The organism is Bacillus sp. PK5-006, from assembly GCF_054161415.1.
On record NZ_CP096414.1, the window covers coordinates 1,466,063 to 1,481,573 of the forward strand.

18 protein-coding genes and 2 riboswitches are annotated in these 15,511 nt (G+C 42.4%); of the genes, 11 read left to right on the forward strand and 7 right to left on the reverse strand.

Annotated features, from left to right (window positions below):
• Positions 1-41: 41 nt before the first annotated feature.
• From sinR to M1D84_RS07615, 4 genes are all read right to left on the reverse strand, one after another.
• Complete coding sequence (gene sinR / locus M1D84_RS07600; RefSeq protein WP_024422969.1) at positions 42-377, reverse strand: transcriptional regulator SinR; 336 nt, start codon at positions 375-377, stop codon at positions 42-44.
• Positions 378-410: 33 nt separating this feature from the next.
• Entirely contained in the window at positions 411-575 is a 165-nt protein-coding gene (locus M1D84_RS07605) for an anti-repressor SinI family protein (RefSeq protein ID WP_073206269.1), read from the reverse strand.
• A 181-nt stretch (positions 576-756) separates the two neighbouring features.
• The gene (locus M1D84_RS07610; RefSeq protein WP_024422968.1) at positions 757-1,554 is read right to left on the reverse strand and encodes a YqhG family protein; all 798 of its coding nucleotides are present in this window, start codon (positions 1,552-1,554) and stop codon (positions 757-759) included.
• 14 nt (positions 1,555-1,568) lie between these two features.
• The gene (locus M1D84_RS07615; RefSeq protein WP_024422967.1) at positions 1,569-3,239 is read right to left on the reverse strand and encodes a DEAD/DEAH box helicase; all 1,671 of its coding nucleotides are present in this window, start codon (positions 3,237-3,239) and stop codon (positions 1,569-1,571) included.
• A 253-nt stretch (positions 3,240-3,492) separates the two neighbouring features.
• Positions 3,493-3,599, forward strand: a riboswitch (glycine riboswitch).
• 3 nt (positions 3,600-3,602) lie between these two features.
• Positions 3,603-3,697, forward strand: a riboswitch (glycine riboswitch).
• Between the two features lie 103 nt (positions 3,698-3,800).
• On the opposite strand from M1D84_RS07615, the gene gcvT reads away from it, so the two are divergent.
• The 3 genes from gcvT to gcvPB are packed head-to-tail and all read left to right on the forward strand — an operon-like array spanning position 3,801 to position 7,714.
• The gene (gene gcvT / locus M1D84_RS07620; RefSeq protein ID WP_041117963.1) at positions 3,801-4,898 is read left to right on the forward strand and encodes a glycine cleavage system aminomethyltransferase GcvT; all 1,098 of its coding nucleotides are present in this window, start codon (positions 3,801-3,803) and stop codon (positions 4,896-4,898) included.
• Between the two features lie 16 nt (positions 4,899-4,914).
• Entirely contained in the window at positions 4,915-6,261 is a 1,347-nt protein-coding gene (gcvPA, locus tag M1D84_RS07625) for an aminomethyl-transferring glycine dehydrogenase subunit GcvPA (RefSeq protein ID WP_024427996.1), read from the forward strand.
• A complete protein-coding gene (gene gcvPB, locus M1D84_RS07630; protein WP_212048528.1) occupies positions 6,254-7,714 on the forward strand; it encodes an aminomethyl-transferring glycine dehydrogenase subunit GcvPB in 1,461 nt (486 codons plus the stop codon). The genes gcvPA and gcvPB overlap by 8 nt, the downstream gene beginning before the upstream one ends.
• 44 nt (positions 7,715-7,758) lie before the next feature.
• Here gcvPB and M1D84_RS07635 read toward each other — a convergent pair whose 3' ends face one another.
• A complete protein-coding gene (locus M1D84_RS07635) occupies positions 7,759-8,139 on the reverse strand; it encodes a rhodanese-like domain-containing protein (RefSeq protein WP_087978357.1) in 381 nt (126 codons plus the stop codon).
• A 219-nt stretch (positions 8,140-8,358) separates the two neighbouring features.
• Here M1D84_RS07635 and M1D84_RS07640 point away from each other — a divergent pair, with 219 nt between their 5' ends.
• The 3 genes from M1D84_RS07640 to M1D84_RS07650 all read left to right on the forward strand — a co-directional run bounded on the left by M1D84_RS07640 (position 8,359) and on the right by M1D84_RS07650 (position 10,695).
• A complete protein-coding gene (locus M1D84_RS07640) occupies positions 8,359-9,195 on the forward strand; it encodes a lipoate--protein ligase family protein (RefSeq protein WP_024422962.1) in 837 nt (278 codons plus the stop codon).
• A gap of 85 nt (positions 9,196-9,280) precedes the next feature.
• Positions 9,281-9,715 (forward strand): transcriptional regulator MntR, encoded by a 435-nt coding sequence (gene mntR, locus M1D84_RS07645; protein WP_024422961.1) that lies wholly within the window; start codon positions 9,281-9,283, stop codon positions 9,713-9,715.
• Between the two features lie 104 nt (positions 9,716-9,819).
• Entirely contained in the window at positions 9,820-10,695 is an 876-nt protein-coding gene (locus M1D84_RS07650) for a patatin-like phospholipase family protein (RefSeq protein WP_024422960.1), read from the forward strand.
• Here M1D84_RS07650 and M1D84_RS07655 read toward each other — a convergent pair.
• Both M1D84_RS07655 and M1D84_RS07660 read right to left on the reverse strand, forming a co-directional pair.
• Complete coding sequence (locus M1D84_RS07655) at positions 10,692-11,087, reverse strand: SA1362 family protein (RefSeq protein WP_024422959.1); 396 nt, start codon at positions 11,085-11,087, stop codon at positions 10,692-10,694. The two genes, M1D84_RS07650 and M1D84_RS07655, sit on opposite strands and share 4 nt — an antisense overlap.
• Before the next feature lie 38 nt (positions 11,088-11,125).
• Positions 11,126-12,082 carry a DUF1385 domain-containing protein gene (locus M1D84_RS07660; RefSeq protein ID WP_151862662.1) on the reverse strand — a complete coding sequence of 319 codons (957 nt, stop codon included), beginning with the start codon at positions 12,080-12,082 and terminating at the stop codon, positions 11,126-11,128.
• 223 nt (positions 12,083-12,305) lie between these two features.
• Here M1D84_RS07660 and M1D84_RS07665 point away from each other — a divergent pair, with 223 nt between their 5' ends.
• From M1D84_RS07665 to M1D84_RS07685, 5 genes are all read left to right on the forward strand, one after another.
• Positions 12,306-12,833, forward strand: coding sequence for a YqhR family membrane protein (locus tag M1D84_RS07665; protein ID WP_034621617.1), 528 nt, complete (start codon positions 12,306-12,308; stop codon positions 12,831-12,833).
• Positions 12,834-12,941: 108 nt separating this feature from the next.
• Positions 12,942-13,385 (forward strand): type II 3-dehydroquinate dehydratase, encoded by a 444-nt coding sequence (gene aroQ / locus M1D84_RS07670; protein ID WP_332284150.1) that lies wholly within the window; start codon positions 12,942-12,944, stop codon positions 13,383-13,385.
• A complete protein-coding gene (locus tag M1D84_RS07675) occupies positions 13,382-14,443 on the forward strand; it encodes a M24 family metallopeptidase (RefSeq protein ID WP_103131955.1) in 1,062 nt (353 codons plus the stop codon). The genes aroQ and M1D84_RS07675 overlap by 4 nt, the downstream gene beginning before the upstream one ends.
• A 25-nt stretch (positions 14,444-14,468) precedes the next feature.
• Positions 14,469-15,026, forward strand: a complete 558-nt coding sequence (gene efp / locus M1D84_RS07680) for an elongation factor P (protein WP_024422954.1) — start codon at positions 14,469-14,471, stop codon at positions 15,024-15,026.
• A 170-nt stretch (positions 15,027-15,196) separates the two neighbouring features.
• On the forward strand, positions 15,197-15,478 hold the full coding sequence (locus tag M1D84_RS07685) for a YqhV family protein (protein ID WP_024422953.1): 282 nt from the start codon (positions 15,197-15,199) through the stop codon (positions 15,476-15,478).
• Positions 15,479-15,511 lie beyond the last annotated feature (33 nt).

A 15,511-nucleotide genomic window follows, 5' to 3' on the forward strand; every position in this document is an offset into this window, starting at 1 on the left:
TCTGCATAGCAATTGGAGGAGTATGCGCTAAAACGTGCGCTTTACTCCTCTTCTTGCTTTTTTCTCCAGATTTGATAATCTAAAAATTCACGAAATTGCTTTTTCGAAACCCCTGATGTCATTGCATCTCGAACTAGTTTTTCCCATTCACTATCTAATTGACCATCGTATTCGGTTTCATCTTTTTCGTTTAAAAGTGTATGAACCGAGACGTCCAGAACAGCGGAGACTTTTTCAAGAAATTGAATGGAGGGGTTTGTTTGCAAGTTTCTTTCTATTGAGCTTAAATAAGACTTCGCTACCCCAGCCTTTTCGGCCAGTTCTGATAGTGAGTAGCCTTTTTCATTGCGGTATTGTTTAATACGCTGGCCAATCAATGTCATCACCTTCCTTTCGATATTATAGCACATTCAGAAAGGTTTGATAGAATGACTTCTTACCAGAGGGGGAGACTCAGAGGACTTTTCATTTGATTTGAGGAAATGACGGACTTCTTCAACTGTTAGTCCTGCCTTGCGAGCTTCGCGTAATAATTGAACCCATTCACTGTCTAATTTGTTCGTTTTCTTTTCCATACAAATACCCTCCTAAAATACTGAATCATGTATTTCAGGCACTTAACGCATGAAATGGAAAGACATAGGTGGTAAGACCTCATAGTTTGCTTGCGTCATGTTTCCGCCCAATACAAACAGACAAACTTAGCTTTAGACTGATCGAAAATTGTATGTCACATAAAAGGGAGGGGACCATGAGTCAACCTCCTCTTTTTTGCTGTAAGTAAAAAAGTCCGCCATTTTCAATCGTAAGACTGATTTTTGGTTCGTATAAAGTTTTGAGTGCTTGTCTTTCTATTTCATATTCTACAGATGTGTCTGAAGTCCCTTCATAAAATTGGTTTAAAAGTTCGAAGTCTTCCTTCCATTTTTGAACGGCGCGCACTGCCCAGTCGTCCGGCTCCTCATGGGCATAATGCTCCATAAGGCTGTAGAGCCGTTTGATTCCGCTCTCTGGCTTAATCATTGTGCTCATCGTAAAGCAATAATCGGGAATTTGAGACGACAGCTCACGAGCTTCCAGCTTCTCTTGAAATTGTTCAATGACTTCTCCGCGAATGAGATGAAGGCCTAATGATAAAAGCTTATCCTTCTTCCGGTCTGCAAGGTAAGAAATTTTTACATTGAGACCAAGCCATGGCTCAAGGGCGATCTGGTTGTTCGTGAGCGGGCTGACTCGTTCATAAAGCCGGATAAAACGGCCCTGCTCTTTGACCGCTTCAAATATTTGAAATAACCGAGGGGAGCCGAAATGGATAAATTCACCACTGATCGTATCACCCGCTTTTTTTTGATCTGTGATGAAAGTCAATTGCCGCGGTTCAGGTACACCGCCAGTTTTTTCAAGCCAGTGCCAATAAAAAGGACGGTTCATAATCAATTTATCCATTTCAATTGTCAGCTGTACGGTCATATGTCCTGCACTTTCTTCTAATATGCTGCATTGATTCGCCTTGAAAAAACGGAGAAGAAAGGTGTGAATGTCATGCTGCTCCATTGATCAACTCTCCTTTATGAGCCTTGCTGTCTTTTTTCTAAAAGTGGTGTTTGTGCTTCAGTTAAATAAGAAGCAAACTGGGTTAATTTCTTTTTCATGTCTCCGCCTGGTTCATGCTGGAAGAGGATTTGATGCAATTCTGTTTCGACATCTTTAATATCAATTCTTGTTAAAATATCATCTAAATCGCCTATGACGTTTTCAAACAGCTGAATTTTTTCATATAGAAGCTTTAAAATATGCTCTTCAACTGTTCCGCTCGTTGCCATATTGTAAATGTGGACATCTCGCTCTTGGCCAAGGCGGTGGATACGTCCAATTCTCTGTTCTAAACGCATCGGGTTCCACGGGAGGTCGTAGTTAATGATTTGGTTACAAAACTGAAGGTTGATCCCTTCGCCGCCAGCTTCTGTCGCAATTAACACTTGCGCCCGTTCTCTGAATAAATCTTTCATCCAATCTTTTTTGCCCCGCTTAAAGCCGCCCCGAAATGGCACGGAGCTGATGCCATTTTGCTGTAGAAACCATTGTAAATAAATTTGTGTGGCGCGGTATTCGGTGAAAATAATGACCTTCTCATTTAATTGCTGAATGAGTTTGACCACTTCAAGCGCCTTTGAGTTTTGCTTCACTTGATTGATTTTCTCCATGATTTGCGTTATAGCAGAAGATCCGAGAATATGCTTTTCTTCTTCCTGCATTTTTTTAATCGTCATATAAACTGCTTCACGGCTTGAACAGCATTCTCGTTCCAAGGTCATAATGGAAAACATATGCTTTGTATAAGACGGATTCTCTTTCAGCTTGCAGATTTCATCATACAATGCTTGTTCTGTCGGAGAGAAATCAATGGAAATCGTTTTGACATGCCGTTTTGTCCACTCGATGCCTGTGTCTTGTCTTCGGTTTCGAATCATCACTTTATTGACGAGCTGTTTTAATCGGTCATGGTCTTCAAGCTGCAAGTCCTTTTTGGCAAAGATATCTTTAAATTGATGTTCATTTCCTAGGTGGCCTGGCTTCAGAAGGGAAACAAGATTAAATATTTCTCCGATCCGGTTTTGAATAGGTGTGGCTGTCAGCAGCAGGCAGAACTTCTTATTCAGGTTTCTCACAAATTCATAGTTTTTCGTTTTATTGTTTTTCAGTTTGTGTGCTTCATCGATAATGACCATATCGTAGGCAATCGATAAAATCGTGTCTCGATGCGGCTGTCTTTTGGCTGTGTCAATAGAGGAAACGACAACGTCACACTGTTCCCACACATAGCTCTTTTTTTGTTCAACAGCATCAATATAAAATTTCGTCCGCAGCTCCTGTACCCACTGAGACACAAGGGAGGCGGGGACGAGAATGAGAATCTTTTTGGCAAGTCCACGAATCATGTATTCTTTGATAATGAGTCCTGCTTCTACGGTTTTTCCAAGTCCCACTTCATCTGCTAGAATGGCTTTCCCATTCATTTCTTCTACGACTCTTCTGGCTACTTCGAGCTGGTGCTTTAAAGGTGTGAATGCAGGCAGGTGCGCGGGAGCTTGCAGTCCCTCGAATGAATCAATGGCTGTGACTTTTTGAACCTGCGTCGCTAAACGATACATATCCCAGTTTGCCCAAGGGCCGTCTGCTGAAAGCCGCTGCTGAAATTCATTTGCCCATTCCTGATCAAAAATCGTTTGAATATTCAATGTGGTCGCCTGCCTTTCTTTCTAGTAGGATCTGATAAAATTGTTCTGTTTTTAAACGCTTCATTTTTTTGGAGGTCTCTAAAAGACTAGATATATGAATAAAAGCGAACGATATCGAAGGGTTATTTTAAAAATGTTAATGATTTTTCTGTTGCTCTTCATCCATTTCTAATGGTAGGATGTTGATAAGTGATCTAGAAAATAAGTCACCCATTTTGATAGTATGTCCAATAAATGTGAAAAATATGAGCGGATGATGGTATGGGGAGAGACTTGGCGGTTATTTTGCACTGGCAGGCGCCGAAGGAGCAAGCTGAATGATTCAGTGAATCTCTCAGGCAAAAGTACTCTTACCGGACGCAACTCTGGAGAGTGTTTGCTTAAGGGTTTTAGCAAACCACCAAAGGGGAAAACGCACAATGATATTGTGCTGTAAACTTTCAGGTGCAAGGACAGAGACTTCTTTTTGATAAAAGGGAGCGCTCTGTCCTTTTTTGCTGTGATTTTTTTCTGAAAATTCAGCTTGCATTTGCACTGTGAGAAAAAAGGGGGAAACGATTGATGTTGAAACGAACACCGCTTTTTCATGCGTATGAAACGTTTGGCGCAAAAACCATTGACTTCGGGGGCTGGGAATTGCCTGTCCAATTTTCTTCCATTAAAGAAGAACATGAAGCTGTTCGAACAAAAGCAGGGCTTTTTGATGTGTCTCACATGGGTGAGGTGGACGTCAAAGGTCAAGATGCCCTTCCATTTTTACAAAGGTTATTAACCAATGATGTGTCTAAGCTGACAGACGGTAAGGCACTATATACAGCCATGTGTTATGAAGATGGCGGAACGGTAGATGACCTGCTCGTCTACCAAAAAGAAAAGAATCACTATTTGCTTGTCATCAATGCATCAAATATCGATAAAGACGTGGATTGGCTTTTGAAGCACCAAGAGAAGGATGATGTATTGATCAAAAATATGTCTGATCAAATCGCCTTGCTAGCGCTTCAAGGACCTCTTGCAGCTGACATCATCAAAGAGGTGGCGGGTGAAGAGGTGACATCGCTTAAGCCATTTACGTTTTTATCAAAAGCTGAGGTCGCAAATAAAGAAGTGCTCGTTTCCAGAACAGGCTACACAGGGGAAGATGGCTTTGAAATCTACTGCCAGTCAGAAGATGCGGTCCACCTTTGGTCAGCTTTATTAGAAGCGGGGCAGCCGAAAGGACTCATTCCATGCGGACTCGGTGCACGTGACACCTTAAGATTTGAAGCAAGACTTCCGCTTTATGGCCAGGAGCTGACAAAGGATATCTCTCCATTAGAAGGCGGAATTGGTTTTGCTGTCAAAACGGATAAAGAAGCTGATTTTATCGGAAAAGCAGCACTTAAAAAACAAAAAGAAGAGGGACTGAAGCGAAAGCTTGTCGGCATTGAAATGATTGATAAAGGGATTCCGCGTACAGATTATCCAGTCTTTTCAGGAGAAAAGCAGGTTGGGATTGTCACAACGGGCACTCAATCCCCAACATTAAAGAAAAATGTCGGGCTTGCTTTGATCGAAACCTCAGAGGCGGAGCTTGGATCAGAGGTGGAAGTACAAGTTCGCAAAAAACGTCTAAAAGCCAAAATCGTCGCAACACCATTTTATAAAAGAGCCAAATAACGAGGGGGAATAGAGGATGAAGCACAGGTATTTGCCGCAAACAGAGCAAGATCAAAAAGAAATGCTGGATGTCATCGGCGTTCAGTCGATTGATGAGCTTTTTTCAGATATCCCAGAGAAAGTTAGATTCAAAGGAGCATACAACATCAAAGAAGCCGCATCTGAAACAGCGCTTGTCAGGGAATTATCCCGACTAGCTGCAAAGAATAAGGATACAGTTTCCTATGCATCGTTTCTTGGTGCAGGTGTATATGATCATTACCAGCCTGTCATTGTCGATCATGTGATCTCACGCTCTGAATTTTATACAGCGTATACACCTTATCAGCCGGAGATTTCGCAAGGTGAATTGCAAGCGATCTTTGAATTTCAAACAATGATTGCTGAGCTGACTGGTATGGATCTTGCCAACTCCTCGATGTATGATGGCGGGACGGCACTGGCTGAAGCGGCAATGCTCGCTGCGGGACACACAAAGAAGAAAAAAGTGGTTGTTTCTGAAACGGTTCACCCTGAATCAAGAGCGGTGCTGAAAACATACGCCAAAGGACAAAACATTGAAGTTGTTGAAGTGCCTGCGAAAAAAGGGCAGACAGATCTAGCTGCATTGGAAAAAGCGGTCTGCGATGATACAGCAGCAGTTCTCGTGCAATATCCAAACTTTTTTGGTGTAGTCGAGCCGTTAAAAGACATTGAACCCATTGCACATAAAGGAAAAAGCCTATTCATTGTCTCTAGCAATCCCCTCGCACTCGGACTATTGACGCCGCCTGGAAAACTCGGGGCAGATATTGTCGTTGGTGATGCGCAGCCGTTCGGCATCCCGGCTGCATTTGGCGGACCTCACTGCGGATATTTTGCTGTGACGAAAAAGTTGATGAGAAAAGTGCCAGGTCGTTTAGTCGGGCAGACAGAAGATGAAAATGGTGTTCGTGGATTTGTTCTGACCCTTCAAGCGCGTGAGCAGCACATTCGAAGAGATAAAGCGACGTCAAATATTTGCTCAAACCAAGCATTAAATGCATTAGCTGCTTCTGTTGCCATGACGGCACTAGGGAAAACAGGCATAAAAGATATCGCCTATCAAAACGTGCAAAAAGCCCATTATGCCAAGACGCAGGCAGAAAAATATGGACTGCAGGCGGATGTAGAAGGGGCTCATTTTAATGAATTTGTGATCAAGTTACAGGAGCCTGTGAAAGAAGCCAATAAACGATTGCTTGAAAAAGGAATCATCGGCGGCTACGACTTGGGGCTAGACTACCCAGAGCTTCAGCAGCACATGCTTGTAGCCGTGACAGAGCTAAGAACAAAAGAAGAAATTGATACGTTTATCAAGGAATTGGGGGATCGCCATGAATAAACAAGATCAGCCGCTTATTTTTGAATTATCTAAAGAAGGAAGAATAGGGTACAGCCTGCCTGATTTAGATGTACCTGAACAGGAGATCCCGTCTTTATTTGATGAGACGTACATCCGTGATGAGGATGCTGAGCTTCCTGAAGTATCTGAGCTTGATATTATGCGTCATTATACAGCATTATCAAGACGCAATCATGGGGTTGATTCCGGATTTTATCCTCTTGGCTCATGCACGATGAAATATAATCCAAAGATTAATGAAAAGGTTGCACGCCTTGCGGGGTTCTCGCAGGTTCATCCGCTACAAGAGGCAGACACTGTGCAAGGTGCATTAGAATTACTATACGATCTAGGTGAACATCTTGAAGAAATTACGGGAATGGACGCTGTGACATTACAGCCTGCGGCAGGAGCACACGGCGAGTGGACGGGACTCATGATGATCCGTGCGTATCATGAAGCAAGGGGAGATCATCAGCGTACAAAAGTCATTGTGCCTGATTCTGCCCATGGAACGAACCCGGCATCTGCGACAGTCGCTGGATTTGAAACCATTACCGTCGCATCTGACGAAAATGGGCTTGTTGATTTAGAAGATTTACGCCGCGTTGTTAATGAAGAAACAGCTGCTTTAATGCTTACAAACCCGAATACACTAGGCCTCTTTGAAGAAAATATTTTAGAAATGGCTGAAATCGTTCACGGAGCGGGCGGTAAGCTTTATTATGACGGAGCCAACTTGAACGCTGTTTTAAGCAGAGCAAGACCAGGAGATATGGGATTTGACGTTGTCCACTTAAATCTTCACAAAACCTTTACAGGCCCGCACGGAGGCGGAGGTCCTGGCTCAGGTCCTGTTGGCGTTAAAAAGGAATTAATTCCTTATTTGCCAAAGCCGTTGCTTGTGAAGAAGGAAGGCCGTTTTTACTTTGATCATGACCGTCCAGAATCAATTGGGCGCGTGAAGCCATTCTATGGCAACTTTGGCATTAACGTCAGAGCTTATGCGTACATCCGCTCTATGGGGCCAGACGGCTTAAAGGCTGTAACCGATAATGCCGTGTTAAATGCGAACTATATGATGCGCCGCTTAAGTGCTCATTATGATTTGCCGTTTGATCGTCACTGTAAGCATGAATTTGTGCTATCAGGTAAACGTCAGAAAAAATTAGGTGTGCGGACACTGGATATTGCCAAACGATTACTTGATTTCGGCTACCATCCGCCAACGATCTACTTCCCGCTCAATGTAGAGGAATGTATTATGATTGAACCGACTGAAACAGAATCAAAAGAAACACTTGATGCATTCATCGAAGCAATGATTCAAATTGCGAAAGAAGCAGAAGAGAATCCTGAAGTGGTGCAGGAAGCGCCGCATACAACGGTCGTGAAACGTATGGATGAAACAAAGGCCGCACGGAATCCAGTTCTCGTTTTTGAAAGAAAATAAAGAAAAAAGACTCAGGGGGAATCATGCTCCCAGAGTCTTTTTAGTTAGTTCTTCGTTTTAATGCGGCCGCCCCATTTTTTAAAGCCGCCTTTTAAATTATAAATCTCACGGCAGCCGTTTTTACGTAAAGTTTGGGCTGCTTTTCCGCTTCTAAAATTATTTTGACAATAGAGATAAACAGGCTTGTCAGGACGTATTTCATTTTTGCGCTGCTTTAGTTGGGAAAGGGGGATATTTCTTGCCCCTAAAATATGTCCGCCTTCAAACTCATTTGGCTCTCTCACATCAATGAGCTGGGCTTTGCGGTAACCTTTAATAAATTCTTCTTCCGTCAGCGTTTTCATAATGCGCTGCTGATAAATGTAGCTGCCGATGGAATAAAGAACGAAAAGTCCACAAAGTGCGAGGACGATATAGTTGAATATTGACAATACAACTCGACTCCTTCTTGAGCATCAGCACAGTAGCCTGTCTGATGGTACGTTTTAGACAAATACTATTATAGTAAAGCATAAGAAACTTGTCATCATAAATGGTAAGAATTATTTTCAATTCCGTCCCTATTTGATAGACTGATGAAGAGAGAAAACCGGTGGTCACCACCATCATCTAACATTGACTACGTAAAAGAGAAGGGATTTTATATGCAAAAAGAGAAATGGTGTTTCATTGATTCAGGAAACCAAGACCCTGCCTTTAACATGGCAATGGACGAAGCCTTGCTTTATTGGCATAGCGAGAAGCTCATTCCGCCTGTTATCCGCTTTTATGGATGGAATCCGGCGACATTATCTGTTGGGTATTTTCAGAACGTTGAAAAAGAAATCAACCTAGAAGCCGTCAAGCGATATGGTCTTGGATTTGTCCGCAGACCAACCGGAGGACGGGGAGTACTTCATGACCAGGAGCTGACCTACAGCGTGATTGTGTCAGAGGAACATCCAGAAATGCCAGCGACGGTGACAGAGGCGTACCGCGTTATTTCAGAAGGCATTTTAGAGGGCTTTAAAGAGCTGGGACTCGATGCGTATTTTGCCATTCCTCGAACAGATAAAGAAAAGGAAAGCTTAAAGAACCCAAGATCATCTGTATGCTTTGATGCCCCTTCTTGGTACGAGCTTGTTGTAGAAGGCAGAAAGGTAGCGGGCAGTGCTCAGACGAGACAAAAAGGTGTCATTCTCCAGCATGGATCTATTTTAATTGACCTTGATGAGGACAAATTGTTCGATTTGTTCCTTTATCCAAACGACCGGGTGAGAGAGCGGATGCAGCGAAGCTTTAAAAACAAAGCGGTTGCCATCAATGAAATCTCAGACCGAACATGTACAATAGACGATGCGCGTGCTGCGTTTAAAAGAGGGTTTGAAAAAGGATTAAATATTGAGCTTGAACCTTATGAGCTGACAGATGAAGAATTAGCGTTTGTCCATCATCTCGCAAAAACGAAATATGCCTCAGATGATTGGAATTACAAGCGTTAAGCCGAAGGACACTCCTTGTTTTTTAATGAACGATGGTGTAGAATTGGGTTGATTATTAAGTAAAGGTGCATTATGGAGGGGTTTTATGACTACACCTAGTATGGAAGATTACATTGAACAAATTTATATGCTGATAGAAGATAAAGGATATGCCAGAGTCTCTGATATTGCAGAAGCACTCGCTGTCCATCCCTCCTCTGTAACAAAAATGGTTCAGAAGCTAGATAAAGATGAATACCTCATTTATGAGAAGTATCGTGGTCTAATTTTAACCCCGAAAGGCAAAAAAATTGGAAAACGTCTCGTATACAGACATGAACTGCTAGAGCAATTTTTAAGAATCATTGGTGTAGATGAAGAGAAAATTTATGATGATGTAGAAGGCATTGAACATCATCTCAGCTGGAACAGTATTGACCGCATCGGCGATCTCGTTCAATTTTTTGAAGAAAACGATGAGCGATCTGTTCAGCTGAAAGCGATTCAAAAGAAAAACGAACAAACAAATCAAGAATCTTAATCAAAAAGGACACCCTCAGCATGGGTGTCCTTTTTGATTAAAGTTCTAATTGAAAGCAAAAGCTCCTACACTATTATTAGCGTGAAATCAAAGGGGGCTCCTTGATGAAGATAGATGGTGTGTTCTCAGGTGGAGGCATTAAGGGGGCAGCGCTTGCAGGTGCCTATGAAGCGCTTGAAGCGAGAGGATTTCAATTTGTCCGTCTTGCTGGTACAAGTGCTGGAGCAATCATTGCTTCACTCATCGCAGCAGGTTTTACAAGCCAGGAAATTCGCACGCTTTTAGATGAAATGGATGAGCATCAATTGCTTGATAGGAGATGTCAATTCATCCCCTTTAAAATGCTCAGGTGGGTATCCATTTACTGGCGTCTCGGTCTTTATAAAGGAGACCGGCTGGAAAAATGGCTGACCGATGTGCTAAAACGAAAGGGGGTCACCGTGTTTGGAGACCTCAAAAAAGATTCACTGAAAATCGTTGCGTCCGATTTAACGAATGGAAAAATCCTTGTGCTGCCAGACGACCTTCCTTCATATGGCTTAAATCCAGAGCGGTTTTCCGTGGCGAGGGCTATTCGAATGAGCTGCAGCCTGCCGTATTTTTTCGAACCTGTCAAACTGAAGTCATCAAAAGGCATTTGTACCATTGTAGATGGAGGAGTGCTGAGCAATTTTCCAATTTGGCTGTTTGCTGAAGAGAAAAAAAGACCGTTCGTCGGTGTCACATTAACGCCAAACGAAAAAGAACGCCCTCAACACTCCATCCGCAATGCGTTTGAACTGTTTGGCGCTCTTTTTGAAACGATGCGTGGTGCTCATGACGAAAGACATATCGCCACAAAACACGAACGTCATATTATTTTTATTCCTGTAGAACACGTCATTGCCACTGATTTTCAACTCATGACAGAAAAGAAAAAGGCGCTCGTCGATCTAGGCAGACAGAAGGCCGAGCAATTTTTAAAAAGCTGGACATTTTAAAATAAGGCGCGATTCTTCTTTTTGTTTTTCTTGCCTTCAATCACAGTCAAATGTGTTTGGCTTTTCTTTTTGAGAAGGACGGGCTTAGACTTGTGGTCAGTCGGCACGCTTCGCAAATGAGTGACCCGATTTTTCATCTGGCTTTTCGTTTTTGGTTTAGGCTGCTGGTAGCGACGTTTTGATTGTTTGACTGCTTTACGATAAAGATTGCCCTCTGTTCCAGTTCTTCGATTCATCAGCCATCTAAATAGGAAAAACAAAACCGCTCCAATGATCACAACAGACAGCAGCATGGTAAAAAGTCTGCCTGGGTTCGTTGTGAGTAAGTACACAAATCCCAAAACACCTAAAGCGAAAATAATGGTAAAAGCAGGATGTACTCGGCGATTCATAACTGTCCACCTCCGAAGGAATTTACCGGATTTATAAGTTAGATCACTTGATGAGCAGAATCTGACGCTTGTTTCAGAGATACTTCCTCTAAACGAAGAAGTTCATTAAAACTTGCAATGGCTACCTCGACTTGATCGTCAGAAGGTTCTTTTGTTGTGAGCAATTGCAGCCAAAGGCCAGGATAGCCAAGCGCTTTAAGCACAGGCACTTCTCGGAGTTTGTTCGTGAATTGAAGCACTTCAAATGAAATGCCCAGAACAACCGGAATAAGTGCCAAGCGGTTCAGAACTCTCACCCATAAAGGATCTGTCGGTACGAGTAAATAGACGAACATCCCGACAATGACAGTGAATAAAATAAAGCTGCTGCCGCATCGATAATGCAGACGGGATTGCTTTTGGACATTTTCCACTGTGATGTCAAGGTTCTGTTCATAGCAGTTTATGACTTTATGTTCTGCCCCATGATATTGAAATACTCTTTTAATTAAAGGGGTCATGGAAATAAAGTAAATATAGCCTAATAAAAGGATTAATTTGAAGAATGTTTCCACTGCGATTTGTGCGAAATTCCCTGAAAAGATGGGACGCACAAGCTCTGCTAAAAAGACAGGTACCAGGGTAAAGACAAATTTACTAAAGAGTAGAGAGAGAACTCCGATCACAGCAATGCCGAAGATCATGGATAATTTCGAGCTTTTTTGTTCTTTTTCAAGAGTATGATCTTCAGAAGGATCTAAGTCATATCGCTCACTGGAGAAGTTTAAGTGCTTACTGCCGTTTGCGCTTGCTTCAACAAGTGCAGCAACACCCCTGACAAAGGGGATTTTCTTGAGAAAGGCGGTTCGTTTATTGGAGGTCCGGGGAAGCTTCAAAAACTCAATGGACTGGTCCTTTCGCCGAATCGCTGTCACATAGTTCTTCTTACCTCCGAACATGACACCTTCGACAACTGCCTGCCCTCCATAAGCTGGAGGTTTTGTTTGATTGGACATATTTCATCAACCTGCCTGTTTCCTGTAATTTACATGCATTTCCTTATACCTTTATTGTACAGGAAATGAGGGGAAATCACTAGCTCACAGGTCGATTATCTATTAGAATTCTATCTACCTCTTTTTAGCCAGTATACCCTGTTTTAAAAATTTTACACTCACGCATGGAAATCCTTTTTTTTCATGACATTTTGGACATACTACTTGCTGGAGGTGTTCACAAATGAAACGTGATGAAAAGAAAAACCAAGAAGAAAAAAATCAGTCCGTGCAAACGACATCACTTGTGGCAAGAGCGGCTGCTACAGGCTTTGTCGGCGGTGTTTTTTGGGGCTTTATCGGGTTTCTGACCCATGTGTTTCATTTTTCAGAGGTGAGTCCCAATATGCTGCTTCAGCCATTTGTGCTTGGAGAATGGAAAAAGGGAGGACTTGGTACTTTTATCAGTATTGTGCTGTTAGGAGTTTTATCGATTGGAGCCGCCTTTATTTATTTTGGGCTTTTAAAAAGGATCAAAGGCTTTTGGATGGGTTTAGTATATGGCGGGCTTTTATGGCTGCTCGTTTTTTACGTATTTAATCCCATTTTCCCAGATGTAAAGCAAGTACAAGAGTTGCAGCAAAGCACCGTTGTCACGACATTTTGCCTATATATTTTATATGGCATGTTTGTCGGGTACAGCATTTCGTTTGAATATAATGAATTGACGAGTCAAAAGCTTGCGAGGGCACTCGGGAAAAAGACAGAATAAAGTGTAAATCGCCTATTCATATGATAAAATATTTTTGGAAACGAAAGGTTTCTAAGGAAAAAGAAACAGATCTCGATATAGATTGAATTAGGGTGAAGGAGTGGTCATATGCCTCATTTTCTTGTACTGAATGGACCCAATTTAAATAGGCTTGGCAAAAGAGAGCCTGCTGTTTATGGAAGTAAGACGCTGACAGATTTAGAGACGGATTTGTTCCAGTTCGCAGAACGAGCAAACATCCAATTAACGTTCTTTCAATCAAATCACGAAGGGGATTTGATTGATGCGCTCCATGAAGCAGAAGATCAATACGATGGTGTCGTATTTAACCCGGGTGCATTTACCCACTGCAGCTATGCGCTGAGAGATGCCATTGCAAGTATTTCTTTATCAGTCATTGAAGTACATATCACAAATGTTCATAAGAGAGAGGAATTCCGCCATCATTCTGTACTTGCTCCAGTATGCCAAGGACAAATCGTTGGGCTTGGCTTAGAAGGGTATAAATTGGCGATTCGTTATTTAGTCAGTGAAGGGGGAGCAGTATCATGAAACTTGAAAAACTAAGAGCACTTTTAAGTGAATTAGAGATCGATGGCCTTGTCATTACGAGCAGTTTTAATTTACAGTATATGACCAGCTTTACCGGATCAGCCGGTCTTGCTGTCGTTTCAAAGGACCGGGCAGCTTTTATCACGGACTTCCGCTATACAGAGCAAGCGAAGGATCAAGTCAAAGGCTATGACATCATTGAACATAAAGGAAACATTGTGGAAACGGCTGCTCAAACGGCAAAGGAATTTGGAGTGAAACGCCTTGGGTTCGAACAAAACCATATGACATTTGCCACGTATCAGCAATACGCAGCCAAAGCAGACGGTATAGAGCTTGTTCCAGTCTCTGAATCAGTTGAAAAGTTGCGCTTGATTAAGTCTAGTGAAGAGATTAAGATATTAGAGGAAGCTGCGAAGATTGCAGATCACGCCTTTGATCATATTCTCACTTACATCAAGCCGGGCCTGACGGAAATTGCTGTCATGAACGAGCTTGAATTTTTCATGAGAAAAGAAGGGGCTGAAGGATCTTCATTCGATACGATTATTGCCTCAGGTGTTCGTTCAAGCCTGCCGCACGGAAGAGCGAGTGAAAAGGTGATCGAATCTGGAGATTTAGTGACACTCGATTTCGGTGCTTACTATAAAGGCTATTGTTCTGATATGACAAGAACGATTGCTGTCGGAACACCAAGCGACAAGCTAAAGGAAATTTATCATATCGTATTAGAAGCAGAGAACGCTGGTGTGGATAGAATCAAGCCAGGCTTAACAGGAAAAGAAGCTGATCGCATCACACGAGACATCATTGAAAAGTATGGCTATGGTCAATACTTTGGGCATTCAACCGGGCACGGGCTAGGTATGGAAGTACATGAAGCGCCAGGCCTTTCCTTACGATCAGAGGTCGTTTTAGAAGAGGGAATGGTCGTCACAGTTGAGCCGGGGATTTACTTGCCAGATGTCGGCGGCGTGAGAATTGAGGATGATCTTGTCCTGACAGCTGACGGCAATAAACGATTGACCCACTCACCGAAAGAACTTATCATATTATGATGGTGAAATGTAGGAGGATGACAAAATGATTTCAGTAAACGATTTTCGTACTGGCCTGACAATTGAAGTGGACGGCGGTATTTGGCGAGTAGTAGATTTCCAGCACGTAAAACCAGGGAAAGGCGCAGCGTTTGTTCGTTCGAAACTGCGTAACCTGCGTACAGGTGCCATTCAAGAAAAAACATTCCGCGCAGGCGAAAAAGTAGCGAAAGCACAAATCGAAACAAAAACAATGCAATACTTGTATGCAAATGGCGATCAGCATGTCTTCATGGATACAAGTTCTTATGAGCAGCTTGAACTAAGTGAAGCACAAATTAAAGATGAACTGAAATATTTGCTTGAAAATATGTCTGTTCAAATCGTGATGTACGGTGCTGAAACTCTTGGAGTAGAACTTCCAAACACAGTAGAACTAGAAGTAGTAGAAACAGAGCCTGGTATTAAAGGTGACACAACATCAGGCGGCTCAAAACCTGCAAAAACTGAAACTGGTTTAATCGTCAACGTTCCTTTCTTTGTGAACCAAGGAGATAAACTAGTGATTAATACATCTGACGGCTCATACGTTTCAAGAGCGTAATGAACGAAAAAAGACTGTAAACCTCGTGTTTACAGTCTTTTTTTATTGGAAAAATGACTCCTCAAGGCAGGCCTTCTCTCAATTCTCTCATTCATCTCTCTTTCTTCTTGAAAAACAAGACTACTTCCAGCTGGTCAAGCATATAGTGTAAAAAAAGCTGGAGGTTCTATATGAAACAATTTCTCCCAGGTCTACACCCGTCAGTCGCTGCAATGGCAGGCATGAGGTTCTTATCTGCCGCCATTGAACTGACGGCAGCCATCCTTATTTTAATTACAAATGATGTACGGAAAGCGGTAGTCATCAATAGTATATTGGCGATCATTGGACCGCTCATTTTTATTATCACGATGACGATTGGAATCTATCAAATTGCCGGGCAGCTATCCTATGCAAAGCTCGTGTTCATTTTCATTGGTGTCGTGTTTATTCTTGTTGGGATCTATAAGTGAAACGGCTTGGCATAATTAACGGCTCACATCATA